This window comes from Pseudomonas sp. S2_H10 (assembly GCF_054668285.1).
Genome location: NZ_CP162754.1, coordinates 2,276,323 through 2,300,865 on the forward strand (window position 1 = coordinate 2,276,323; position 24,543 = coordinate 2,300,865).

Annotated in this window: 20 protein-coding genes; 6 read left to right on the forward strand and 14 right to left on the reverse strand. The window is 61.1% G+C overall.

Annotated features, from left to right (window positions below):
- Positions 1-530: 530 nt before the first annotated feature.
- The 3 genes from AB4O16_RS10025 to zwf are packed head-to-tail and all read right to left on the reverse strand — an operon-like array spanning position 531 to position 3,383.
- Entirely contained in the window at positions 531-1,196 is a 666-nt protein-coding gene (locus tag AB4O16_RS10025; protein ID WP_160389173.1) for a bifunctional 4-hydroxy-2-oxoglutarate aldolase/2-dehydro-3-deoxy-phosphogluconate aldolase, read from the reverse strand.
- Positions 1,197-1,213: 17 nt separating this feature from the next.
- Entirely contained in the window at positions 1,214-1,927 is a 714-nt protein-coding gene (gene pgl / locus AB4O16_RS10030) for a 6-phosphogluconolactonase (RefSeq protein WP_160389174.1), read from the reverse strand.
- On the reverse strand, positions 1,914-3,383 hold the full coding sequence (gene zwf, locus AB4O16_RS10035; RefSeq protein ID WP_110661931.1) for a glucose-6-phosphate dehydrogenase: 1,470 nt from the start codon (positions 3,381-3,383) through the stop codon (positions 1,914-1,916). The genes pgl and zwf overlap by 14 nt, the downstream gene beginning before the upstream one ends.
- A 228-nt stretch (positions 3,384-3,611) precedes the next feature.
- On the opposite strand from zwf, the gene AB4O16_RS10040 reads away from it, so the two are divergent.
- A complete protein-coding gene (locus AB4O16_RS10040) occupies positions 3,612-4,472 on the forward strand; it encodes a MurR/RpiR family transcriptional regulator (protein WP_460158049.1) in 861 nt (286 codons plus the stop codon).
- Positions 4,473-4,616: 144 nt separating this feature from the next.
- Here AB4O16_RS10040 and AB4O16_RS10045 read toward each other — a convergent pair whose 3' ends face one another.
- The 11 genes from AB4O16_RS10045 to edd form a co-directional block, all read right to left on the reverse strand.
- Complete coding sequence (locus tag AB4O16_RS10045) at positions 4,617-5,471, reverse strand: D-hexose-6-phosphate mutarotase (protein WP_460157636.1); 855 nt, start codon at positions 5,469-5,471, stop codon at positions 4,617-4,619.
- Between the two features lie 151 nt (positions 5,472-5,622).
- Complete coding sequence (locus AB4O16_RS10050) at positions 5,623-6,969, reverse strand: carbohydrate porin (protein WP_160389176.1); 1,347 nt, start codon at positions 6,967-6,969, stop codon at positions 5,623-5,625.
- Between the two features lie 204 nt (positions 6,970-7,173).
- Positions 7,174-8,334 carry an ABC transporter ATP-binding protein gene (locus AB4O16_RS10055; RefSeq protein ID WP_160389177.1) on the reverse strand — a complete coding sequence of 387 codons (1,161 nt, stop codon included), beginning with the start codon at positions 8,332-8,334 and terminating at the stop codon, positions 7,174-7,176.
- 4 nt (positions 8,335-8,338) lie between these two features.
- Positions 8,339-9,184 (reverse strand): carbohydrate ABC transporter permease, encoded by an 846-nt coding sequence (locus tag AB4O16_RS10060; protein WP_460157637.1) that lies wholly within the window; start codon positions 9,182-9,184, stop codon positions 8,339-8,341.
- Positions 9,177-10,085 (reverse strand): carbohydrate ABC transporter permease, encoded by a 909-nt coding sequence (locus AB4O16_RS10065; RefSeq protein WP_008032969.1) that lies wholly within the window; start codon positions 10,083-10,085, stop codon positions 9,177-9,179. The genes AB4O16_RS10060 and AB4O16_RS10065 overlap by 8 nt, the downstream gene beginning before the upstream one ends.
- 166 nt (positions 10,086-10,251) lie before the next feature.
- Positions 10,252-11,550, reverse strand: coding sequence for an ABC transporter substrate-binding protein (locus AB4O16_RS10070; protein WP_160389179.1), 1,299 nt, complete (start codon positions 11,548-11,550; stop codon positions 10,252-10,254).
- Positions 11,551-11,667: 117 nt separating this feature from the next.
- Positions 11,668-12,927, reverse strand: coding sequence for a D-mannose isomerase (locus AB4O16_RS10075; RefSeq protein ID WP_460157638.1), 1,260 nt, complete (start codon positions 12,925-12,927; stop codon positions 11,668-11,670).
- 242 nt (positions 12,928-13,169) lie between these two features.
- On the reverse strand, positions 13,170-14,597 hold the full coding sequence (locus AB4O16_RS10080; protein ID WP_218575240.1) for an ATP-binding protein: 1,428 nt from the start codon (positions 14,595-14,597) through the stop codon (positions 13,170-13,172).
- Between the two features lie 31 nt (positions 14,598-14,628).
- Positions 14,629-15,360: a response regulator gene (locus AB4O16_RS10085; protein WP_460157639.1), complete on the reverse strand. Its 732-nt coding sequence runs from the start codon at positions 15,358-15,360 to the stop codon at positions 14,629-14,631.
- A 157-nt stretch (positions 15,361-15,517) separates the two neighbouring features.
- Positions 15,518-16,468: a glucokinase gene (locus AB4O16_RS10090; RefSeq protein WP_460157640.1), complete on the reverse strand. Its 951-nt coding sequence runs from the start codon at positions 16,466-16,468 to the stop codon at positions 15,518-15,520.
- On the reverse strand, positions 16,465-18,291 hold the full coding sequence (gene edd, locus AB4O16_RS10095) for a phosphogluconate dehydratase (protein ID WP_160389184.1): 1,827 nt from the start codon (positions 18,289-18,291) through the stop codon (positions 16,465-16,467). The genes AB4O16_RS10090 and edd overlap by 4 nt, the downstream gene beginning before the upstream one ends.
- A gap of 220 nt (positions 18,292-18,511) precedes the next feature.
- On the opposite strand from edd, the gene gap reads away from it, so the two are divergent.
- The 5 genes from gap (at position 18,512) to AB4O16_RS10120 (ending at position 24,479) form a co-directional block, all read left to right on the forward strand.
- Positions 18,512-19,513: a type I glyceraldehyde-3-phosphate dehydrogenase gene (gap, locus tag AB4O16_RS10100; RefSeq protein WP_160389185.1), complete on the forward strand. Its 1,002-nt coding sequence runs from the start codon at positions 18,512-18,514 to the stop codon at positions 19,511-19,513.
- A gap of 127 nt (positions 19,514-19,640) precedes the next feature.
- Positions 19,641-20,105: a methylglyoxal synthase gene (locus tag AB4O16_RS10105; protein WP_160389186.1), complete on the forward strand. Its 465-nt coding sequence runs from the start codon at positions 19,641-19,643 to the stop codon at positions 20,103-20,105.
- 77 nt (positions 20,106-20,182) lie between these two features.
- Positions 20,183-20,701 (forward strand): RNA polymerase sigma factor, encoded by a 519-nt coding sequence (locus AB4O16_RS10110; protein WP_460157641.1) that lies wholly within the window; start codon positions 20,183-20,185, stop codon positions 20,699-20,701.
- 122 nt (positions 20,702-20,823) lie between these two features.
- Positions 20,824-21,789 (forward strand): FecR family protein, encoded by a 966-nt coding sequence (locus AB4O16_RS10115; protein WP_460157642.1) that lies wholly within the window; start codon positions 20,824-20,826, stop codon positions 21,787-21,789.
- Between the two features lie 122 nt (positions 21,790-21,911).
- Positions 21,912-24,479, forward strand: a complete 2,568-nt coding sequence (locus tag AB4O16_RS10120; RefSeq protein WP_460157643.1) for a TonB-dependent receptor — start codon at positions 21,912-21,914, stop codon at positions 24,477-24,479.
- The last annotated feature ends 64 nt before the right edge of the window (positions 24,480-24,543 follow it).

Genomic DNA, 24,543 nt, shown 5'->3' on the forward strand with positions numbered 1-24,543 from the left:
CAAGGGTTAGTGGATGTACGCAAAATCTGCAGGCAACCAAAATCATTGTGGGAGCGAGCTTGCTCGCGATGGTCGTGAACGATAACGCGTGAAACCTGATGCCCAGTGGCGCTCTCGGGTTTTTTGCGAACAGGCTCGCTCCTACAAGGGTTAGTGGATGTACGCAAAATCTGCAGGCAACCAAAATCATTGTGGGAGCGAGCTTGCTCGCGATGGTCGTGAACGATAACGCGTGAAACCTGATGCCCAGTGGCGCTCTCGGGTTTTCGCGAGCAGGCTCGCTCCTACAAGGGTTAGTGGATGTACGCAAAATCTGCAGGCAACCAAAATCATTGTGGGAGCGAGCTTGCTCGCGATGGTCGTGAACGATAACGGGTGAAACCTGATGGTCAGTGGCGCTCTCGGGTTTTTCGCGAGCGAGCTCGCTCCTACAAGGGTTAGCGCAGTTTTCTATGGGCAAAAAAAAACGGTGCACCGACCAAGCGCACCGTAAAGCCGTAGAACACACAACGAAGTGTCGGGTGAAGCGATCAGTCCAGCAGCGCCAGGGCCTCGGCGGTGCATTCCTGAATGCGGGCCCAGTCGCCGTTCTTGATCCACTCCGGATCAAGCATCCAGCTACCGCCCACACACATGACGTTTTTCAACGCCATGTAGCTCTTGATATTGGCAGGTCCCACGCCGCCGGTCGGGCAGAATTTCACTTCGCCGAACGGGCCGCCCAGCGCCTTGATGGCTGCAACACCACCGCTGACTTCCGCCGGGAACAGCTTGAAGCGGCGATAGCCCAGACCATAACCTTCCATGATGCCCGAGGCATTGCTGATGCCCGGCAACAGTGGAATCGGACTGGCCACGCTGGCTTCCAGCAGGTCGCGGGTGATGCCCGGCGTGACGATGAATTGCGAACCCGCCGCTTCCGCCGCCGCGAGCATCTGGCGATCGAGCACGGTGCCTGCACCGGTCACCAGCTCCGGACGCTGCTCGCGCAGAATCTGGATGGCCTTGAGGCCGAACTGCGAACGCAGAGTCACTTCCAGCGCTGTAAGGCCGCCGGCCGCGAGGGCGTCGGCCAACGGCAGAACGTCCTGCTCGCGGGCGATGGTGATCACCGGCAGGATCCGCGCTTGCGCGCAGAGGCTGTCGATCAGGGCAACTTTATCCGCCATGGAAACGGTCGGGGATGGGTTTTTCATAGCGGCTGTTCCTTGGCTCATGGGCACCAGTAAATCTCTAACGTAGGTTGCAGAAATGCGCGCACCGGCATTTCGGCGACATCGTCACCGGCCAGCGCGAAACTCAGGGTGGTCAGCTTGGACTGACCGGAAATCGACAGAACTTTATGCTTGGCCGAGGCCAGCAGCGCGCGGCTCATGGTCAGGCGCTGATGCGGCACGGTCGGCGCCAGCATCGGCCAGCAGCGACGGGTGCCATCGACCTGCAATGCCTCGGTCAGGTTCGGGCTGTTGGGGAACAGTGACGCGGTGTGGCCGTCATCGCCCATGCCGAGGATCAATACGTCGATCACCGGCAGCTCGGACAGCAAACGGTCGGCCTGCTCGGCCGCCTGCTCCAGGTTGGCGCTGGCGCTGTACAGGCTGAGGAACTGCGCCTTGGCCGCCGGACCTTGCAACAGGTAACGCTTGATCAGGCCGGCGTTGCTGTCGGCGTGTTCCACCGGCACCCAACGCTCGTCGGCCAGGCTGATCACCACGTTGGACCAATCCAGCGCCTGCTTGGCCAGGTGCTGGAAAAACGCCACCGGACTGCGGCCACCGGACACCACCAGGGTCGCGGTGCCCTGGGCGTCGATCGCATCGCTCAGTTGTTTCGCCACGTTCAGTGCCAGGCTTTCAGCCAGCAGCACCGGGCTCTTGAACGCATGGGCGCTGACGCCCTGCGGCAGATTCAGTTTAGATATCGCCATACCACGACCTCCCGTCCCGCGTGATCAGAGCAATGGAGCTCATCGGCCCCCAGGACCCGGCCGCGTACGGCTTGGGCGCATCACCGGATTTTTTCCACCCGGCGATCAACTGGTCACACCACTTCCACGCGGCTTCGATTTCATCTTTACGGACAAACAGGTTCTGATTGCCGCGCATCACTTCCAGCAACAACCGCTCGTAGGCATCGGGAATCCGTGCGCTGCTCCAGGTGTCGGAAAAATTCAGCTGCAACGGACCGCTGCGCAGCTGCATGCCCTTGTCCAGGCCTTGATCCTTGGTCATCACGCGCAAGGAAATGCCTTCGTCCGGCTGCAGGCGGATAATCAGCTTGTTGCTGATTTGCAGGCGCTGCTCGGGAGCGAAGATGTAGTGCGACGGTTCCTTGAAGTGGATGACGATCTGCGACAGCTTCTGCGGCATGCGCTTGCCGGTACGCAGGTAAAACGGCACGCCGGCCCAGCGCCAGTTGCGGATGTCGGCACGCAGGGCGACGAAGGTTTCGGTGTCGCTCTGGGTATTGGAATTCGGTTCTTCCAGGTAGCCTGGCACCGCTTTGCCTTCGCTGTAGCCGGCGATGTACTGGCCGCGCACTACCTGGGTGGTCAGGCCTTCCGGGCTGATCGGCGCCAGGGCCTTGAGCACCTTGACCTTCTCGTCACGGATGCTGTCGGCGGACAGGTCGGCCGGCGGGTCCATGGCGATCAGGCAGAGCAGTTGCAGCAGGTGGTTCTGGATCATGTCGCGCAACTGGCCGGCCTTGTCGAAGTAACCCCAGCGGCCTTCGATACCGACCTTCTCGGCCACGGTGATTTCCACGTGGGAGATGTAGTTCTGGTTCCACTGGGTTTCGAACAGGCTGTTGGCGAAACGCAGGGCGATCAGGTTCTGGACAGTCTCTTTGCCCAGGTAGTGGTCGATGCGATAGGTGCGGTTCTCCGGGAAGAACTGCGCCACGGCGTCGTTGACCTTGCGCGAGGATTCCAGGTCCGAACCGATGGGTTTTTCCAGCACCACACGTGTGTTTTCCGCCAGGCCGACCTTGGCCAGGTTTTCACAGATCGCACCGTAGACGGCGGCCGGCGTGGCGAAGTAGGCAATGACCCGCTGCGTGGTGCCGGCGACTTCGGCCAGGGCCACATAATCTTCGGATTTGAGGAAGTCGACGTGCAGGTAGCTCAGGCGTGCCAGGAAACGCTCGACCACGGCTTCGTCCAGCTCTTTGGCACCGACGTAGCGGCGCAGTTCGGAGGCGATGAACGTCAGGTGTTCCTGCTCGCTCCCAGCCTCACGGGCCAGCGCGATGATGCGCGTATCCTCGTGCAACAGGCCCGCGCCGTCGAGTTGGTAAAGGGCAGGAAACAGCTTGCGCAAGGCCAGATCGCCCAGGGCGCCGAACAAGGCAAAGGTGCACGGTTCAACCGTAATCGAGAGCATGATGTTTGTTCTTTTATCAAGTTAAGCTACAAATACCTTTTTTCAAGGCATCACTCAAGGGAAAATGTAGTAATAACCACAACATTTTCGCAAAATACAGATTCCGAGTGGTGGTCGGTCGGAGCCATCAGTAGGATAGGCCACCGTTACGGGCCTCACCAAAGGCCCTTTTTGCATTAGCCGCGCGCTTATCGGTGCCGGTGAATCAAGGATACTTATATGGACCGCGTGCGAAATTTACTGGAGCAAATCCAGAATCGCCTTGATGAGCTGAACAAGGCCGAACGCAAAGTCGCCGAGGTGATCCTGCTCAACCCGCAGCAGGCCACCCGCTTCAGCATCGCCGCCCTCGCCCAGGCCGCTTCGGTCAGCGAGCCGACGGTCAACCGTTTCTGCCGCTCGTTCGGCGTCAGCGGCTATCCCGAACTCAAGTTGCAACTGGCCCAGAGCCTGGCCAGCGGCGCCGCCTATGTCAGTCGTGCGGTGGAAGCCGACGATAATCCGGAGGCCTATACCAAGAAGATTTTCGGCAGCGCCATTGCGTCCCTGGACAGTGCCTTGCAGGCGTTGGACCCGAACCTGATCAGTCGCGCCGTCGACCTGTTGATCCAGGCCCGGCAGATCCACTTCTTCGGCCTCGGCGCCTCGGCACCGGTGGCACTGGATGCGCAACACAAGTTCTTCCGCTTCAACCTCGCCGTCACTGCTCACGCGGACGTGCTGATGCAGCGCATGATTGCCTCGGTGGCCCACACCGGCGAGCTGTTCGTGATCATTTCCTACACCGGTCGCACCCGTGAACTGGTGGAAGTGGCGCGCATCGCCCGAGAAAACGGCGCCTCGGTACTGGGCCTGACCGCCGAGAACTCGCCACTGGCCAAGGCCAGCACCCTGAGCCTGAACATTCCGCTGCCGGAAGACACCGACATCTACATGCCGATGACTTCGCGGATCATTCAGTTGACCGTGCTCGATGTGCTCGCCACCGGCATGACCTTGCGTCGCGGGGTGGATTTCCAGCCGCATTTGCGCAAGATCAAGGAGAGCCTGAATGCCAGCCGGTATCCGGTGGGTGATGAGTTCAATTGATCCGGAATCTCGGCTGACCGGTCCGGCCTCATCGCTGGCAAGCCAGCTCCCACAGTGTCCGCGCCGATCCTAAAATTCGCGAACGCCAATGAAACCTGTGGGAGCTGGCTTGCCAGCGATGGAGCCAGCAGCAACAGCACAAATCTAAGCCCCCACCCGCGCCTGCAAACTCAAATGCGCCCGCTCCCCCGGCTTCAGGCACAGGCTGTCGGTGCCACCACTCGCCGCTTCCACACAGACGAATTCGGATATCTCGTTCCAGGTCACCCCAAGCAACGGCCGCGAGCCGGGATGCCACACCACCGTATCGGCCGTATCCCCGGTATCGATGCACAACGCCCGATCCCAGGCATGGTCGTTGAGCTGCAATTCGCCGTCGTGCTGGAACACCCGCTGGCATCCGCCGTCCACGCGCAGTTCGCCTTCCTGCTGACAGACCTGCCGGCTCAACTGGTCGTAACCCTGCGCGCCTTCGAGCCCAGACAGCGCTATCTCACTGACATCGCCAATACGCCAGTAAGCATGTAAAGCCTGGCTCAACTGGCACGGCATGTCGTCCTGATGCTCGGTGCTCAGGCGCAGCTCCATGCGTTCACCCAGGTGCGCGTGCAGATCGACCTGCCAGTCGCATAGCTTCAGTTGCCAGTGCAAACGCACGCCATCGTCGTCGCTACTGCTGTCGATCAGCTTCCAATCCAGCAGGCGTGCCCAACCATGGGACGGCCAGGCGTTTTCGCTCGGATGCCGGCCATACCACGGCCAGCACACCGGCACGCCACCACGAATGGCGCCGACCTGTGGCCACTTCGCCGCGCACCACAACCAGGGTTTCTGGCCCTTGGGCTGGAAGTGCAGCAACTGCGCGCCCTGCCGACTGAACACCGCCTGACAAAGCGGATGATCGATCACCAGCACATCGCGCATCTGATAGCGCTCCCACGCAAACACCGGACGTTCGCGCAAGGATTTGAAGAAGCGTTGTAGCGGATGCTCAAGCATGTGCCACGGTCCTGAAAAACATGGGTGAACTCATACGGTTGTGCACAGTTGCGTTCGACACAACATGTCTTGTTAGCCCTCGCAAAAAAAAGCGGACAGCCATGGCTGTCCGCAAATATGCGCACATGGAGAGAAGCTTATCGCAGACGCGTCAGAACACCGACTGAATTTTCAGGCCGGCCACCAGCGCGTTATCGACTTCATCCACACCACCGGGGTGCGTGATGTATTGCAGGTTGGGACGTACGGTCAGCCAGTTGGTCACGTGGAAGCCGTAGTTGATCTCGTAGTTGTATTCGGTTTCGCGAATCGGCGAGAACACCGGATTGTCGTAATCCGAAACTCCGTTGGAGGCATTGACCAACTCGGCGTTTTTCTTCACGTCATCGTTGACATGGATACGGGCGAAACCGATGCCCACGTCATCCTTCGGACGCGCGTCGAACGGGCCTTTGTAGACAAACATCAGCGACTGGTAGTTGTCGATGAAGTTGGTGTCCTTGTCGTGGAAAGTGGCGTTGGCGGCGATGTTCAGACCGCGGGAAGCGTCGCCGTTGTGGCTGGTCAGCTGCTGCTGCGCGACGAACCAGTAGCCGTGCTTGCTGTCGTGGACACGATAAGGGTTGCCGCTGGTCGCTGCGTTCTGGCCGTTGTCGTCCTCGAGAACGTCGTCGGCATTGGCGGTACTTTTGTAGTAACCGACACGGTATTCGCCCGGCAGGCTGTTGACCTTCGGCGACCACACCAGCTCGACCGGCAACACGGTGCCCTCGGTGCCGCTGCCGCTGAGCTTGAAGCCGTTACCGTGTTCCAGTTGCGTCGGGTTCTGGTTGTACGCACCGATCTGAGCGTAGAGCTCGTCATTGATGTTGTACTTCACGCGGATCGCCGCCTGGCTGACCGGCCAGTTGTACCAGATGTTGGTGGCCCAGTTACCCACCTGCGAGCCGCAGAACGCCAGGTTCTGGAATTCGCACGGGAAGGTGTTGAAGTCTTCGCCTTCACCGAAGTAACCGGCCTTGACGTCGAGTTTGTTGTCGAAGAACTGGTGCTGAATCCACAACTGGGTCAGACGCACCATGTGGCCACGACCGTAGACTTCCTGGGAGGAGCTCAGGGTGCCGGCACGCGGGTCGCCGATACGGTCGTTGGAGATGTTTTCACCATTACGGTTGGTGAGCTGGATCTTGGCCTGGGTGTTATCCCAGCCGAACAGTTTCTCCAGGTCGAGCGCTGCGCCCAGGCCAAACTGGTCGGCGTAGCGCGCGGTCTTGTCATCGTTGAAACCGCCGTTGAGGTTGCCGCCGACTTCGCCGACGTAATCCATCTTGATGTCGATGCCTTGCTCGATCAGCTTGGTACGCTCGCCACCCCAGTCGCCCGTCATCCATTTGGAGTCGGAGCTGAACGCCTCATCGGCCATCGCATTGCCGGCCAGAACCAGTGCTGCCGCTGCTGAAACCTGGCAGATCAACCGGGCCTTGTTCTTCATCTTCATCCCTACTTCCTCGTTTTATTGTTATTAACTTTTCTTCTTTAACGCGGTTACATCAGTTGCGACGGATAACAATCCATCCGCCACATGTCCCCCTGTAGGAGCGAGCCTGCTCGCGAGAAACCTGAGAACACCGTGGGGTATCAGGTTTCCAGTGTCATCGTTGACGTCCATCGCGAGCAGGCTCGCTCCCACATTTCTTGATCTTCAGCGGCCTTTGAATTGGGCGACGTTGGCAGCGTGTGATTCGGTTTTCGCTACACCAGCGACCCCCAGTCGCTCACCCGTTTTCGCATCGAACAGCAGCACTTTCGCCGGATCGAATTGCAGGGTCAGGGTCTCGCCCACCGCCGGCGCCACGTCCGGTGCCAGGCGGCAGCAGACCTTGGTGTCGTTGAGGTTGACGAAAACCAGAGTGTCGGGACCTGTCGGTTCAGTGACCTGGACTTCGGCACGAATGGTCGGCAAACCGTTCGCTTCGCCGTTGGCCAGGATGATCTGCTCCGGGCGCATACCGAGGATCACTTCGCGGTCTTCAAGACCGGCGTCCTGCATGCCCAGCGGCAGTTCGCAGCGAGCCTGGCCGCTGTCGAGCAGCGCCAGCAGGCGACCGTCCTTGCGCTGCAGGCGCAGCGGGATGAAGTTCATCGGCGGCGAACCGATGAAGCTCGCCACGAACAGGTTGGCCGGGTTGTTGTAGATGTCTTTCGGCGTGCCGAACTGCTGGATGATCCCGTCCTTCATCACCGCCACCTTGTCGCCCAGGGTCATGGCTTCGATCTGGTCGTGGGTCACGTAGACCGTGGTGGTTTTCAGGCGCTGGTGCATCAGTTTCATTTCGGTGCGCATCTCGACCCGCAGCTTGGCGTCGAGGTTGGACAGTGGTTCGTCGAACAGGTAAATCTTCGGCCGCCGCGCCAGGGCACGGCCCATCGCCACACGCTGCTGCTGGCCGCCGGAGAGCTGGCCGGGCTTGCGGCTGAGCAGGTGTTCGATCTGCAACAGCTTGGAAACCCGAGCGACCTCTTCGTCGATTTCGGCGGTCGGCATTTTGCGGATCTTCAGGCCGAAGGCGATGTTGTCGCGCACGCTCATGGTCGGGTACAGCGCGTAGGACTGGAACACCATGGCGATGTCGCGATCCTTGGGGCTCATGCCGCTGATGTCGGCGTCATCCACCAGGATCGCGCCGCCGCTGATGGTTTCCAGGCCGGCGATGCAGTTCATCAGCGTGGATTTACCACAGCCCGACGGGCCGACCAGGATCAGGAACTCACCGTCATCGATTTTCAGTTCGATGTTTTTCAGGGTGTCCGGCAGGCCCGGGCCGTAAGTCTTGTTGACGTTGCGTAATTCGAGAGTTGCCATGTTTCTACCCCTTGACCGCGCCGGACGTCAGCCCACGCAGGAAATACTTGCCAGCGAATATGTAGACCAGCAGTGTCGGCAGCCCGGCGATCATCGCGGCAGCCATATCAACGTTGTATTCCTTGGCCCCGGTGCTGGTGTTGACCAGGTTGTTCAGGGCCACGGTTATCGGCTGGGCATCGCCACTGGCGAACACCACGCCGAACAGGAAGTCGTTCCAGATCTGGGTGAACTGCCAGATCAGGCAGACCATCACGATCGGGATCGACATCGGCAGCAGGATCTTCAGGAAGATCGTGAAGAAGCCCGCGCCATCGAGCCGTGCGGCCTTGACCAGCGCATCCGGAATGCTCACGTAGTAGTTGCGGAAGAACAGCGTGGTGAACGCCAGGCCGTAGACCACATGCACCAGCACCAGGCCCGTGGTGGTGTTGGCCAGGCCGATCTTGCCGAGAGTGAACGAGGCTGGCAGCAGCACGGTCTGGAACGGCAGGAAGCAGCCGAACAGCAGCAGACCGAAGAACAGCTGCGAACCGCGGAAGCGCCACATCGACAGCACATAGCCGTTCATGGCACCGATGAACGTGGAGATCAAAACCGCCGGCACGGTGATTTTCACCGAGTTCCAGAAGTAGCTGCCAACACTGTCCCAGGCCTTGATCCAGCCGATGCTGTCGATCACGGTCGGCCAGCTCAGCAGGTTGCCGGTGCGGATGTCTTCCGGGGATTTGAAGCTGGTCAGCAGCATCACGATCAACGGGATCAGGTACACCGCCGCTGCCAGCAGCAGGGTGGCGTAGATGGCGATGCGGCTGAAACTCAGGGATGGTTTTCCGAGTTGATTAGTCATGGCGTTTGCCTCGCAGCTCGGAGTACAGGTACGGCACGAGGATGGTCAGCACGGCGCCGAGCATCAGCATGGCGCTGGCCGAACCGATGCCCATTTGGCCTCGGCTGAAGGTGAAGGAGTACATGAACATCGCCGGCAGGTCGGACGAGTAGCCCGGACCGCCCGCGGTCATCGCCGCGACCAGGTCGAAGCTCTTGATCGCGATGTGCGCGAGGATCATGAAGGCACTGAAGAACACCGGGCGCAGGCTCGGCAAAACGATCTTCAGGTAGATGGTCGGCAGGCTCGCACCATCGACTTGCGCGGCACGGATGATCGATTGATCGACACCGCGCAGGCCGGCGAGGAACATCGCCATGACAAACCCGGAGGCTTGCCACACGGCGGCGATCACCAGGCAGTAGACGACGCGATCCTGATCCACCAGCCAATCGAGACGGAAGCCTTCCCAGCCCCAGTCACGCAGCATCTTGTCCAGGCCCAGGCCTGGGTTGAGCAGCCATTTCCACGCGGTACCGGTGACGATCATCGACAGCGCCATCGGGTACAGGTAGACAGTGCGGATGAAGCCTTCCTTGCGAATGCGCTGGTCCAGCAGCACGGCGAGGAACACGCCCAGCACCAGGCTGATGCCGATGAACATGCCGCCGAACAGCGCGAGGTTCTTGCTCGCGACCCACCAGCGGTCGTTGTCCATCAGGCGCATGTATTGCTGCAGGCCGACCCACTTGTAGCTCGGCATGAAGCTGGAGTTGGTAAAGGACAGAATGAACGTCCAGATGATGTAACCGTAGAAACCAACCAACACGATCAGCATGCTCGGCGCGAGTACCAACTTGGGTAGCCAGCGTTGCAGCGCATCGAACGGTGAGGCTTTGCTGAAAACCGCCACAGAGCTCATCGGGATAATCCAGTGTTAGAAATGAAGATCAAACCTGTAGGAGCCGGCTTGCTGGCGAAACCGGCGACACGGTGTGTCAGGTACACCGCTATCGCCAGCAAGCCGGCTCCTACAATTGGCAGATCATCGATAATTGCCGCAGGGCGGGCCCGCGGCGACCTTGAGATTACTGGGCAGCTTTGACAGCCGAAGCCAGTTGGGCGCTGGCCTTGGCCGGGTCTGCGTCCTTGTCGTTCATGAAGTTGGTGACCACGTCGAAGATCGCGCCCTGCACGGCCAGGGAAGTGGCCATGTTGTGCGCCATGCTCGGTTGCAGGCCGCCGGTCTTGTCGTCCGCGATGAAGTCCTTCGCCGCCTTCTGCGCGCACTCGTCGAAGCCGAGCTTGTCCATTTCATTGAGCATGTCGTTACGCACAGGGATCGAACCCTTGTTCATGCTGAAGACTTTCTGGAAGTCGGTGCCCAATGCGACCTTGGCCAGGTCTTGCTGGGCAGCGATGTCACCCTTGCGATCGGCCTTGAGCTTGAACACCGCCAGGGAGTCGATGTTGTAGGTGAAGGCTTTTTCGGTGCCCGGGAACGGCACGCACTGGTAGTCCTTGCCGGCGACTTTCTTCGCCGCGGTCCACTCGCTCTTCGCCCAGTCGCCCATCATCTGCATGCCGGCCTTGCCGTTGATGACGTCGGCGGCAGCGATGTTCCAGTCACGACCGGCGCGGTTCGGGTCCATGTAGCCGGTGATCTTTTTCAGCTCGGCGAACGACTTGGTCATCTCCGCGCCGGACAGGGTTTTCTGGTCCAGGTCGACCAGGGCTTTCTTGTAGCCGTCAGCGCCCATGACCGAGAGCACCACGTCTTCGAACACGGTGCTGTCCTGCCAAGGCTGGCCACCGTGGGCGAGCGCGATGAAGCCGGCGGCCTTGAGCTTGTCGCCGGCGGCGTAGAATTCTTCGAGGGTGGTCGGGGCTTTTTCGATCCCGGCTTTCTTGAACACTTCCGGATTGATCCACAGCCAGTTGACGCGGTGGATGTTCACCGGCACGGCCACGTAGTCGCCTTCGTACTTGACGGTGTCGGAGACTTTCTTCGACAGCAGGCCATCCCAGTTTTCCGACTTGGAGACTTCTTTCAGCGCGTCGGTGCTGAGCAGGCCGGTGCTGCCCCACTCCTGGATGTCCGGGCCTTTGATCTGGGCAACGCCCGGCGGGTTGCCGGCTACGGCGCGACTCTTGAGTACGGTCATGGCCGTGGAACCACCGCCACCGGCGACTGCGCCGTCCTTCCAGGTGAAGCCGTCTTTTTCGACTTGAGCCTTCAGGACATCGACCGCTGCCTTTTCACCACCGGAAGTCCACCAGTGAACGACTTCAACGGAACCTTTGGATTCGGCGGCCAGGACACTGAGAGGGAGTGCAGACAGGGAAGCGAGAGAAATGACAGTAGCGAGGCGAGAAATCGCATTCATCTAGGAGCACCTTTCTTGTTGTTATGCATGCAAGTCTGTTGCTTGCGCTGCATGGGATTCTAAACAGGGGTCATCCCCTCGCAGGTAACGAAGGGATGCGCGAATGTCACCGCATGGTTACATAGAACCGCTCTGGGACAACTGCGCCAGCGCTGTTGCCATGCTCGGTGCCAGCGCCAGGCGCGGAATCAGCACGGCTTGCCAGGCGTGGTAAAGGTCCGGTTTGCCGGGCCAGATATCGGCACTCGGGCGGTTTTGCGGATCGAGTTCGTGATACCAGCTGCCATCGCAACGGTCGATGAAATGACTGTCACAGAATTCCCAGAACAGTCGGTACCAGTGTTCGTATTGCTCTTCACCGGTACGCTTGAGCAAGGCACTGGCGGCGGCGCTGGCTTCGCAATGGGTCCAGTGCAGGCGATGGCGGACCACCGCTTTGTTGTCCCAGTCCAGGGTGTAGACGATCCCCGGCGCGCCATCGATGTTCCAGCCGTGGCGGCAATTGTGCTCGAAGAGTTTTTGCGCGTCGGTGATCAGCCAGCCCGGCGTGAGCATCCCCGCTCTCACCCGTGAAGCTTCGAGGTGCAGCAACAGCCGCGCCCATTCGAAACCGTGGCCCGGGGTGGTGCCGTAGGGGCGGAAACCGTCCGCCGGGTTGTCATGGTTGTAGTCGCGCAGCGGCTGCCAGTTGCGGTCGAAATGCTCGATGACCAGGTAGTCGTTGGCAGCGGCGTGACCATGGATCACTCGCTCGACAATCCGCTGGGCTCGGCTCAGCCAGCGGCTGTCGTCGGTGACATCGGCAAGGGCGAGGAAGGCTTCGGTGGCGTGCATGTTGCTGTTGGCGCCGCGATAGGCTTCCTCCTCGCTCCAGTCGCGATTGAAGGATTCGCGCAGGGTGCCCTCCTCCTCGCTCCAGAAGTAGGTGTCGATGATGTCGATTGCGTCTTCGAGCAAGGCTTGCGCACCGGCACGCTGTGCGACCAGCGCCGAACTGGCGGCCAGCGCGACGAAGGCATGCAGGTAGGCGTTCTTGCCGGTGTTGCCATCGCGGTGTTCGGCAGTGGCGAACCAGCCGCCGTGGACCGCATCGCGCAACGGACCGCGCAGGGCGGCAACGCCGTGATCGACCAGTTCGGCAAAACCCGGCAAGCCTTGAATGTGAGCCATGGCGAAGCTGTGGGTCATGCGCGCGGTGTTCATGGTCTGGGCTTGCGCATCAGGCGGCAGATGGCCGCGTTCGTCGAGATTACCGAAACCTTCAGGCAGCTTCGAAGCCTTGGCAAACGCCAGCAGGCGCAAGCCTTCGGCGGCGAGCCATTGCTGATGGGCAGGTGCGTTCAGCCAACTGCTGAAGGCGGGTTGGAAGGTGTCCATGGCGTACCTTTTTTTGTTGTTATGACTGAGGGGCAGCATAAACAACGGACGAAGGCGGGCTTGTAACGAAGGGGGTGGGTTATGTCACCGAGCTGTGACATTTGTCGAAGGGATAGGGTGAATGATCTGACGCCATCGCGGGCAAGCCCGCTCCCACAGGTTTTGAGTCGATCACAATATATCGGTCGACACAAAACCTTGTGGGAGCGGGCTTGCCCGCGATGAACGATAACGCGCAATACCTATTCAACACTGCGGGGAAGCTGCAGGGTCACCCGCAACCCGCCCTCACGCAAATTTTGCAAGCTGACCTCACCCCCATGGCTATGAGCAATGTTGCGGGCAATCCCCAGCCCCAACCCATAACCCTGCTGCTGACCGGCCAGGCGGAAGTGCGGTTCGAACACTTGCTCCAGGCGCTGCTCCGGCACACCCGGCCCTTCATCATCGACATGCAGGATGAACGCGCTTTCGTCGTCATCGATGTGCAGGTGCGCGTTCTGCCCGTACTTCAGTGCATTGTCGATCAGGTTGCCGATGCAGCGCTTGAGCGCCAGCGGTTTGCCCGGGTACGCCGCCAGTGCCCGCCCTCGCTGGGTCACGCGACCGTTGCCGTGGGGCGCAAGGTACGGTTCCACCAGGCAGTCGAGCACATGATTGAGATCCACCGGCTCGATGTTCTCGTGGATGTCGGTGTCCTTCACGCATTGCAGCGCACCCTTGACCAGCAATTCGAGCTCGTCCAGATCGCGGCCGAACTTGGTTTGCAGTGTTTCGTCTTCAAGCAGTTCGACCCGCAGGCGCAAACGGGTGATCGGCGTGCGCAAGTCATGGGAAATCGCGCTGAACAATTGGCTGCGCTCGGTGAGGTAACGGCTGATGCGCTCGCGCATGGTGTTGAAAGCGCGCCCGACCTCGACCACTTCGCTGCCGCCGCCTTCGGCCACCGGCTCCACGTCAGCCCCCAGCGACAGATCCCGCGCGGCCCGCGCCAGGCGCTTGAGCGGACGACTCTGCCAGTGCACCAGCAGGCCGATGAACAACAGCAAAAAGCCGCTGGTGAGGACGATGAACCACACCTGCTGTGCCGGCAGGCCCTGCTCTTCGAGACTGGTGTAGGGCTCGGGCAGCAGCGAGGCGATGTACAGCCATTCGCCCGGCGCCATCTGGATCTGCGTGACCAATACCGGCGGGTTCACCGGCTCCAGCGTCAGCGCGTAGTGCGCCCAGGAGCGCGGCAACTCATCGAGCTTCAGGCCGCCATTGAAGATGCGCAGGTCTTCCGGGCTGACGAAGGTCACCGAGATGTCCGTGTCCTGGCCGAGGGACTGGCGCAGCACTTCGTCCACCGCTTTGAGCACCGCTTCTTTGCGCGGGGTGATGGGCAGCACTTCCATGCCCAGGGGTTTGTCGTTGAGCGTCACCACGAACCGGGTGCCGCCCATGCTGCGCAACTGGTCGAGCACCAGGGGCCGAAACGCCACCGGCAAGGAACGGAAATAACTGACGCTGGCCGTCATCGAATGAGCCAGGCTGCGGGCACTGGTGACCAGGCCTTCGAGCTGCGTGGCGCGCAGCTGCGACACCCAGATCACACTCGACAACGCCTGGGCGAACAGCACGGCCAGCAAGGTCAACAGCAACATCCGCCCGAGCAGCGAACGCGGCATTGGCACCCTGGCGGCGAGCTTGCGCAAAGACTCAGTGACCATTGCCGGCAACCACATTGGCTGCCAGTTGGTAGCCGCTGCCGCGCACGGTACGAATCAGCCGTGGCGGTTTTTCCGTGTCGCGCAGGCGCTGGCGCAAACGACTGACCGCCATATCGACAATGCGGTCGAGCGGCATCAAGTCCCGCCCTCGGGTGGCGTTGCCAATGGTGTCGCGGTCGAGGATTTCCTGCGGGTGATCGAGGAACAGTTTCAGCAGGGCGAAGTCGGCGCCCGAGAGAATCACTTCTTCGCCGTCGATGTGGAACAGCCGATGGCTGACCATGTCCAGGCGCCAGTCATCGAAGGCCAGCACCTCACCGCCGTTACGTTCCTGGCCGAACTGCGCGCGTCGCAGCAACGCCTTGATCCGTGCCTGCAACTCTCGCGGGCTGAACGGCTTGCCGAGGTAATCGTCGGCACCCAACTCCAGGCCGATGACACGATCGGCTTCGTCGGAACTGGCGGTGAGCATGATGATCGGCACTTGCGCCTGGCGTGGATGCTGGCGAATCCAGCGGCACAGGCTGAAGCCGTCTTCGTCGGGCAGCATCACGTCAAGGATCACCAGGTCGGCCGACACCTCGTTCAGCGCCTGGCGAAAGCCGGCGCCATCGGCGGTGGCACGCACCTGAAACCCGGCGCGGGTCAGGTAGGTGTCCAGCAACTCGCGTATCTCTTGATCGTCATCGACCAACAAAATCGACTTGTTGACTGAGCTCACGGGGCGGCGTCCTTGTTGTTGGAATTGGGGCCGATTATGCCTGATGAACCTTGGATAGTTGTTGCCTGTTCCGGCCCCATCGCTGGCAAGCCAGCTCCCACAGAGAACACCGCAAACCTGTGGGAGCTGGCTTGCCAGCGATGAAGGCGACTCGATCTCAAGCCTGTTCGAGCGCCACACCCGCACCCATCAATCCGGAATACGGCGCCGTCACCAGCCACACCGGAATCCCCTTGAAGTAATCGCTCATGCAGCCCTTGTCGGCAAAGCAGCGAGCGAAACCGCTTTCGAGGAAGAAATCGGCAAAGCGTGGAATCACCCCGCCAACGATGTACACGCCCCCGCGCCCACCGCTGGTCAGCACGTTGTTGCCGGCCACGCGGCCGAGCCAGCAGCAGAACTGCTCAAGCACTTCCACGGCGATCGGGTCGCCCGCCAGCCCGGCAGCGGTGATGGCTTCCGGTGTGTCGAGCACCGGTGCGTGCCCGTCCACCGCGCAGATCGCCCGGTAGACACGCGGCAAGCCGCCGCCGCTCAGGGCGGTTTCGGCGCTGACATGACCGATCTCGTTGAAGATGTGTTGCCACAGTTGAGTTTCCCGCGGGCTGCTCAACGGCAAATCGACGTGACCGCCCTCCCCCGGCAACGCGGCAAACCGGCCCTCGCCCAGATCGAGCAAAGTACCGACACCCAGGCCTGTGCCCGGGCCAATCACCACCGCCGGGCGCAACGGCTCCGGCGTGCCCTCGCAGACCACGCGAAATTCGCCGGGCTGCAAACGGGTCATGCCCAGGGCCATGGCCGAGAAGTCGTTGACCAGCAATAGCTGATCGACCTGCAAGGTCTGGCAAAAGCCCTTGCGACTCAGGCGCCAATGATTGTTGGTGAACTTGAATTCATCACCGCTGACGGGACCGGCCACCGACAGGCACACCGAACCGATCGAACCTGGCGCCAGACCGAGCCCGTTCAGGTAGAGGCTGATCGCCTCCTCCGGGCTGGCATGGTCGGCCGTCGCCAGCACCTGGACGCTTTCCAGTTGCTGGTTTTTCCACAACGCGAAACGTGCGTTGGTCCCACCGATGTCACCGACCAAAGCCAGTTTCAATTAAGCGTCTCCAGGGCAGAAGTGAAGGCGCTGGCGCCCTGCTCCGCCGAGCTGAAGGCCATGCGCATGAAACCGAACAGCTCGCGACCGGTGCCGATGTTGTTACCCAACAGGCCTTTGGCCGGTGTGCGCGCTGCGAATTCTTCGGCGTCCACCTTAAGCTCCAGGGTGCCTTTGACGCCATCGACGCGGATGATATCGCCCTCTTGCACCCGTGCCAAAGCGCCACCGACATAAGCTTCGGGGCTGACGTGGATGGCCGCCGGGATTTTCCCCGACGCGCCGGACATGCGTCCGTCGGTCACCAGCGCCACCTTGAAGCCGCGATCCTGCAGCACGCCGAGGAACGGCGTCATCTTGTGCAGTTCCGGCATGCCGTTGGAGCGCGGGCCCTGGAAGCGCATCACCGCGACAAAATCCTTCTCCAGCAAACCGGCCTTGAACGCATCGGCCAGGTCCTGCTGATCCTGGAACACCATGGCCGGTGCTTCGACGACCTGGTTTTCCAGTGCCACGGCCGAAACCTTCATCACGCCGCGACCGAGGTTGCCTTCCATCACCCGCAGGCCACCCTCTGCCGAGAACGCACGGGCGACTGGGCGCAGGATGCTTTCATCGAGGCTGTCGGTCACGCCTTCGCGCCAGACCAACTGGCCATTGTCGAGGAACGGCTCCTGGGTGTAGCGGCTCAGGCCGTGGCCCATCACCGTGTTGACGTTTTCGTGGAGCAATCCGGCTTCCAGCAGTTCGCGGATCAGGAACGACATGCCGCCCGCCGCCTGGAAGTGGTTGATGTCGGCTTTGCCGTTCGGGTAGACGTGGCTCAGGGTCGGCACGACTTCGGAGAGGTCGGCCATGTCCTGCCAGGTCAACTGAATGCCCGCCGCCATGGCGATGGCCGGCATGTGCAGGGTGTGGTTGGTCGAGCCACCGGTGGCGTGCAGCGCGACAATCGAGTTGACCAGCGAACGCTCGTCGACGATTTCACCGATCGGGATGTAGTCACCGTTCTGCTTGGTCAAACGCGTGACCTGATGTGCAGCTTCGCGGGTAAGGGCGTCACGCAGCGGAGTGTTCGGGTTGACGAAGGAAGCGCCCGGCAGGTGCAGGCCCATGACTTCCATCAGCAACTGGTTGGTGTTGGCGGTGCCGTAGAAGGTGCAGGTGCCAGGGCTGTGGTAGGACTTCATTTCCGATTCCAGCAGCTCTTCGCGGGTCGCCTTGCCTTCGGCGTACTTCTGCCGCACATCGGCTTTCTGCTTGTTGGAAATGCCCGAGACCATCGGCCCGCCCGGCACGAAGATCATCGGCAGATGGCCGAAGCGCAGTGCGCCCATCATCAGGCCCGGCACGATCTTGTCGCAGATGCCGAGCATCAGCGCGCCGTCGAACATGTTGTGGGACAGCGCCACGGCCGTGGACAAGGCAATCACTTCGCGGCTCGGCAGGCTCAGTTCCATGCCTGGCTCGCCCTGGGTCACGCCATCGCACATGGCCGGTGTGCCGCCGGCGAACTGACCGACGGAGCCGATCTCGCGCAGGGCCTTCTTGATCAGCTCCGGGAAGACTTCGTACGGCTGGTGCGCCGAGAGCATGTCGTTATATGACGAAACTATCGCGATGTTCGCGGAATTCATCATCCGCAGGCTGTGCTTGTCGTCGCTGCCGCAACCGGCCACGCCATGGGCGAAGTTGGCGCATTGCAGCTGGCCGCGCATCGGACCGTCGCTGGCTGCACCGCGAATCAATGCAAGGTAAGCCTCACGCGTGGCGCGGCTGCGGGCGATAAGCCGTTCGGTGACCTCAAGGACGCGGGGATGCATGTGTAGAACTCCAGGCTAACGGATGTGGCGACCTGATTGTCTATGCTGATCAGAGGCCGGTGTCGATGGGATGACAGACGGTTTTCTTGATCGGTTGGACCAGTTGATTCAGGTCACTCGTTGTAGATTGAACAAAATATTGCCATTAAAAAGGCTTGTTTTCTATTTTTTTGCGAATAATCTTGTAATTCCAACAACAAAACGACGGTAGCGCAGACATATGACTCTTCGAATCGCAATCAATGGCTTTGGCCGCATCGGCCGTAATGTTCTGCGCGCACTCTATACCCAGGGTTACCGTCAGGATCTGCAGATCGTCGCCATCAACGACCTGGGCGACAGCGCGATCAATGCTCATCTACTCAAGTACGACACCGTTCATGGCACGTTCGATGCCGATGTTCAGCACGACCAGGAGAGCCTGACGGTCAACGGCGACCGCATTTCGGTCAGTGCCATTCGCAACCCGGCCGACCTGCCCTGGGCCGCGGAAAAGATTGATGTGGTGTTCGAATGCACCGGTCTGTTCACCGACCGGGCCAAGGCCGCCGCGCATATTACGGCGGGCGCGCGCAAAGTGATCATCTCGGCCCCGGCCAAAGGCGCCGACGCCACCGTGGTTTACGGGGTGAACCACGACATTCTGCGCCAATCGCACCAGATCATCTCCAATGCGTCGTGCACCACCAACTGCCTGGCCCCGGTGGCCCAGGTGCTGCATCGCGAACTGGGCATCGAAAGCGGCCTGATGACCACCATTCACGCCTACACCAACGACCAGAACCTGACCGACGTCTACCACAGCGACCCGTACCGTGCCCGCTCGGCCACCCAGAACATGATCCCGAGCAAGACCGGTGCCGCCGAAGCCGTCGGCCTGGTGCTGCCGGAACTGGCGGGCAAGCTGACCGGCATGGCCGTACGCGTACCGGTGATCAACGTGTCGCTGGTGGACCTGACCGTGCAGCTGAAAAAAGAAGCCAGCGCAGAGGAAGTCAATGCGCTGATGAAAGCCGCCAGCCAGCACTCGAAGATCCTTGGCTACAACACCCTGCCGCTGGTCTCCAGCGACTTCAACCACAACCCGCTGTCGTCGATCTTCGACGCCAACCACACCAAATCCAGCGGCAAGCTGCTCAAGGTCCTGGCCTGGTATGACAACGAGTGGGGCTTCTCCAACCGCATGCTCGATAACTGCCTGGCGCTGTGCAACGCCGAGTAATTCTGCGTCTGCAAAATCGCCATCGCCGGCAAGCCGGCTCCTACAGAAATCGTCAACCTTGTAGGAGCCGGCTTGCTGGCGATGGCGTCCTCGCAATCACCCGCGCAAATCGCCTGTGGAACAACCCATGATCGGCATCAGCTTTACGCAAAAGACCCTGGCGGCGCGCAAGCGTATCGCCCTGGTTGCCCATGACCACTGCAAGGTGTTCCTGCTGGACTGGGCCGAACGGCAAAAAGACAAACTGGCCCGGCATGATCTGGTCGCCACCGGCACCACGGGGTTGTTGTTGCAACAACGCCTCGACCTGCCCGTGCAGAGCATGATCAGTGGTCCGCTGGGCGGCGACCAACAGCTCGGTGCGCAGATCGCCGAGCAACGGGTCGACATGCTGGTGTTTTTCTGGGACCCGTTCGAACCCCAGCCCCACGACCCGGATATCAAGGCGTTGCTGCGGGTCGCGGCGGTCTGGAACATCCCGGTGGCGTGCAACGAATGCAGCGCCGACTACCTCATCAGCAGCCCGTTGATGGACCAGGCGCACAGCCATCGGATTCCCGATTACGCGAGCTATTTGCAGGGACGCGCTTAAACCTTCACAAATCAATACTTGACCACTCGGGTGGATGATAAGCATTATCATTCGCTCGAAATGGATCAGGTCCTCCCGTGAGTCAGTCGCGCTTCAATCACGTTTTCCTCACCCAGCGCACCTCCCTGCTGCGTACGCTGGAACGGATGGTCAACAATCACAGTACCGCTGAAGACCTCCTGCAGGAAACCTACCTGCGGGTGACCCGTGCATTGAGCGAACGGGCCATCGATCATCTCGAGCCCTTTGTTTTCCAGACGGCGCGCAACCTGGCGCTGGACCATCTGCGCGCGCGGCGCATCCACTCGCGCACCATGGTCGACGACGTGCCGCAGGAGGTGGTGCACAGCATCGCCGCCCCCACCAGCAGCGCCGAAGACGCCGCCCATGCCGAACAATTGCTGGAGCGCCTGAACGTGAGCCTCAGTGAACTCAGCGACCGCCAACAGCGGATTTTCATCCTCAGCCGCCTGCACGGACACAGCTACCAGGAAATCGCCGACGAGTTGAGTGTGTCCCTCAGTACCGTGCAGAAAGAACTCAAATTGATCATGTCGATCTGCATCGGGGTTGCCGAACGCCTGAACGCCAATTGAGCGCCAGGATCTTGCGCTGACCTTGACCGACTGCGCTGGTCATCGGGCTTTGCTACCCTTGGCCCACTTTTTACGTTTCACTAAAAAAAACAGCCGTGCACAGACACTGCCGAGGAAACACCGTGACGGACAACCACCGCTCCCCTGAGCCTTCATCGGCGCAGGACTCCGCTAGCGCGATGGACCAGGCCCTGGACTGGCTGATCGTGCTCGGCAGTCCCGACGAGGAGCAGACCCGCCAATTCCATGTCTGGCTCGATGCCGACCCGCTCAATGCCCAGGCCTTCGCCAAGGCCCAGGCGATCTGGGACGGCCCGCAAGTGGCGAAATGCGCGCAAAGCCTGGCTGCCCGTCCCGCGAAAATCACCGTCCTCACTCGCCTGCGCCCGCACTGGAAACCGCTGGCCACTGCCGCCGTGCTGCTGCTCGGCCTGTTCAGTTTCAGCAACTTGCCGATGCGCCTGCAGGCCGATCACCTGACCGTGGTCGGCGAGCGCCAGCGCCTGCAACTGGAGGACGGTTCCGGGGTCCTGCTCAATACCAATTCGGCGTTCTCGAGCACCATCAACGATCAACAACGTGTTGCCCGCCTGTATCAGGGCGAAGCGTTTTTCGAAGTGCAGGCCAATCGCGGCCAGCCATTGGAAATCGACGCCGGCCCGGTCACGGCCACCGTTCGCGATACCGCGTTTGCCGTGCGCTACCTCGATGGCGTGGCGCAAGTGCGGGTGCAACGCGGGGATGTCGACTTGCGGGCCACCCGTGACGATGCGCGGGTGCGCCTGTCCGCCGGGGAAAGCATTCGCATCGGCCCCAACGGCTTCGACCGCCCGGCCAAGCTGGATGCCGCCACCGAGCTGGCGTGGGTCCAGGGGCGCCTGGTTTTCGAGAACTGCCCGTTGAACCAGGTGCTGGCCGAACTGCGCCGCTACTACCCGGGCTGGATCATCAACAACAACGAACAACTGGCCGACGTCACCGTGACCGGCAACTATCGCCTCGATCAGCCGCTGGACGTGGTTCGCTCCCTGGCCCACATTACCTCGGCCCGGCTGCAGGAATTCCCGGCGCTGGTCATCTTGAACTGAATGAGAATTATTTTTACTCGATAGGCAAATCCCGTACGTCTCGTTATAGCCAATGCAATTGATTCGCATCTCAGGATGCCAATCAGCACCTATAAAGATTCGTGCGACACGGAGCGCTATCGATGTCCTCTCGCCTCACCCGCCCAGCCCCTTCACCTTCCCGCGTGCTGTCGCTGCTGACCGCTGCCATCCTGATGGCCGGCACCGCACCGCTGATGGCCGCCACCGCCGCCGAACCGTCGACCCGCAAAATGGGCGACTACGCGTTCGCCATTCCCCAGCAGTCACTGGTGTCGGCACTCAATGCCTTTACCGCCGTGACGGGCTGGCAGGTCGGTGTGTCGTCGGAGCTGGCGCAGGGTGTGGCCTCGCCGGGCGTACGCGGTTCCCTGTCGCCGGAAAAAGCCCTGGATCGCCTGTTGGTGGGGACCAACCTGAGCTATCGCAAACTGGGCAATAACAGCATCGTGCTGGAAAAGCGCAGTGTCGGCAGCGCCCTCAATCTGGATCAGGTGACCATCAGCGCCACCCGTAACGAACAGTCCGTGAGCAGCGTGCCGAGCACGGTCTCTGTCTACTCGCGAGAAGATCTGGACCGCAACAACGTCAATACCATCAAGGAACTGGTGCGCTACGAACCCGGTGTATCGGTAGGTGGCGCAGGCCAGCGCGCCGGCATCACTGGTTACAACATTCGCGGCATCGATGGCGACCGCGTGCTGACCCAGGTCGATGGCGTGCAGGTGCCCGACGGTTTCTTCAACGGCCCCTATGCCCAAACCAACCGCAACTATGTCGACCCGGAAATCGTCAAGCGTGTGGAAATCCTCCGCGGCCCGGCCTCCGTTCTCTACGGCAGCAATGCCATTGGCGGCGCCGTCAGCTACTACACGCTGGACGCCGACGACATCATCAAACCGGGCAAGGATGTTGGCGCACGCCTGAAAACCGGCTACAGCTCCGCCGACGAAAGCTGGCTGACGTCCGGCACCGTCGCCGGTCGCACCGGCGAGTTCGATGGCCTGTTGCACTTCAGTCAGCGCAACGGTCATGAAACAGATTCCTATGGCGAAACCGGCGGTACCGGATTGAACCGTACCGAGGCCAACCCCCAGGACGCTCGCACCACCAGCGTGCTGGCCAAGCTGGGCTGGGATTACGCCGACGACGCGCGCCTGGGCCTGACCTACGAGCATTACAAGGACGACCGCGACACCAATCAATTGAGCGCAGTGGGCGGCCCGTTCAATGCCGGACGCGGTTTCGGCTACTACAAGTCCCGTACCGGTAACGACACGATCACCCGCGAACGCTTTGGCCTGGAACACAGCTTCGGCCTGGACAGCGCACTGGCTGACAACATCAAGTGGACGCTGAACTACCAGATCGCCAAGACCGACCAGAGCACCGAGGAAATCTACGCGCCGCCGTCACGAACCGTGCTGCGTAACCGCGATACCAACTACAAGGATCGCCAATGGGTATTCGATGCCCAGGCTGACAAGTCGTTTGCCATCGCCGACACCGAGCACCTCGTCACCTATGGCACCACCATCAAGCAGGACAAAATCACCGGCCTGCGTACCGGTTCCGGCACCTGCCTGACCGTAGCCGGATCCTGCCGGGTCATTGGTGCCCCTAGCGCCACCGACACACTGACACCCGCCAGTGATTTCCCAGACCCGACCATCAATAGCTACAGCCTGTTCGCCCAGGACCAGATCAGTTGGGGCAACTGGACCTTCCTGCCCGGTGCGCGCTACGACTACACCGAGCTCAAACCGCACATCACCGAAGAGTTCCTGGCCACCGCCGACCAGAGCCGCAACGGCAGCGTGAGTGACGAGACCAAGACCTGGCATCGCCTGTCGCCGAAGTTCGGCACCACCTATAGCTTCAACGACCACTACACCTGGTACGGCCAGTACGCCGAAGGCTTCCGCACCCCGACCGCCAAGGCGTTGTACGGTCGTTTCGAAAACATCGCTGGCGGCTATAAGGTCGCGCCTAATCCGGACCTCGAACCGGAAAAGAGCAAAAGCTACGAGACAGGTTTGCGCGGCAACTTCGAGCAGGGCTCGTTTGACGTAGCCGTGTTCTACAACAAATACCGAGACTTCATCGACGAGAACGCCATCACTCCGGGCTACACCGAGACCACGTTCCAGAGCAACAACATCAAACACGCCACCATCAAGGGTGCCGAGGTCAAGGGTCGCCTGAACCTCGACGTCTTCGGTGCGCCGCAAGGTCTCTACACCCAGGGTTCGGTGGCCTATGCCTACGGTCGCAACGACGACTCGGGCGAGCCGCTCAACAGCGTCAACCCGCTGACCGGCGTGTTCGGCCTCGGCTACGACCAGGACACCTACGGTGGCTTGCTCAGCTGGACGCTGGTGAAGAAGAAGGACCGCGTCGACAGCAGCACCTTCAAGACCCCGGACGGCACCAGCACCCAGTTCAAGACCCCGGGCTTCGGCATCCTGGACCTGAGCGCGTTCTACAAGGTGACCGACGATGTGACCGTCAGCGGCGGCGTCTACAACCTGACCGACAAAAAGTACTGGCTGTGGGATGACGTGCGCGGCTACGACAGCGTCGGCGAAGCCTCGGTGACCCAGCCGGCCAACCTCGACCGCCTGACCCAGCCGGGTCGCAACTTCGCGGTCAACCTGATCTGGGATATCTGATCCGGCCATCCCGCCGGGCGGTGAATTGAAACCGTCCGGCGAGGATTTTTTACTGTCCGGCGCC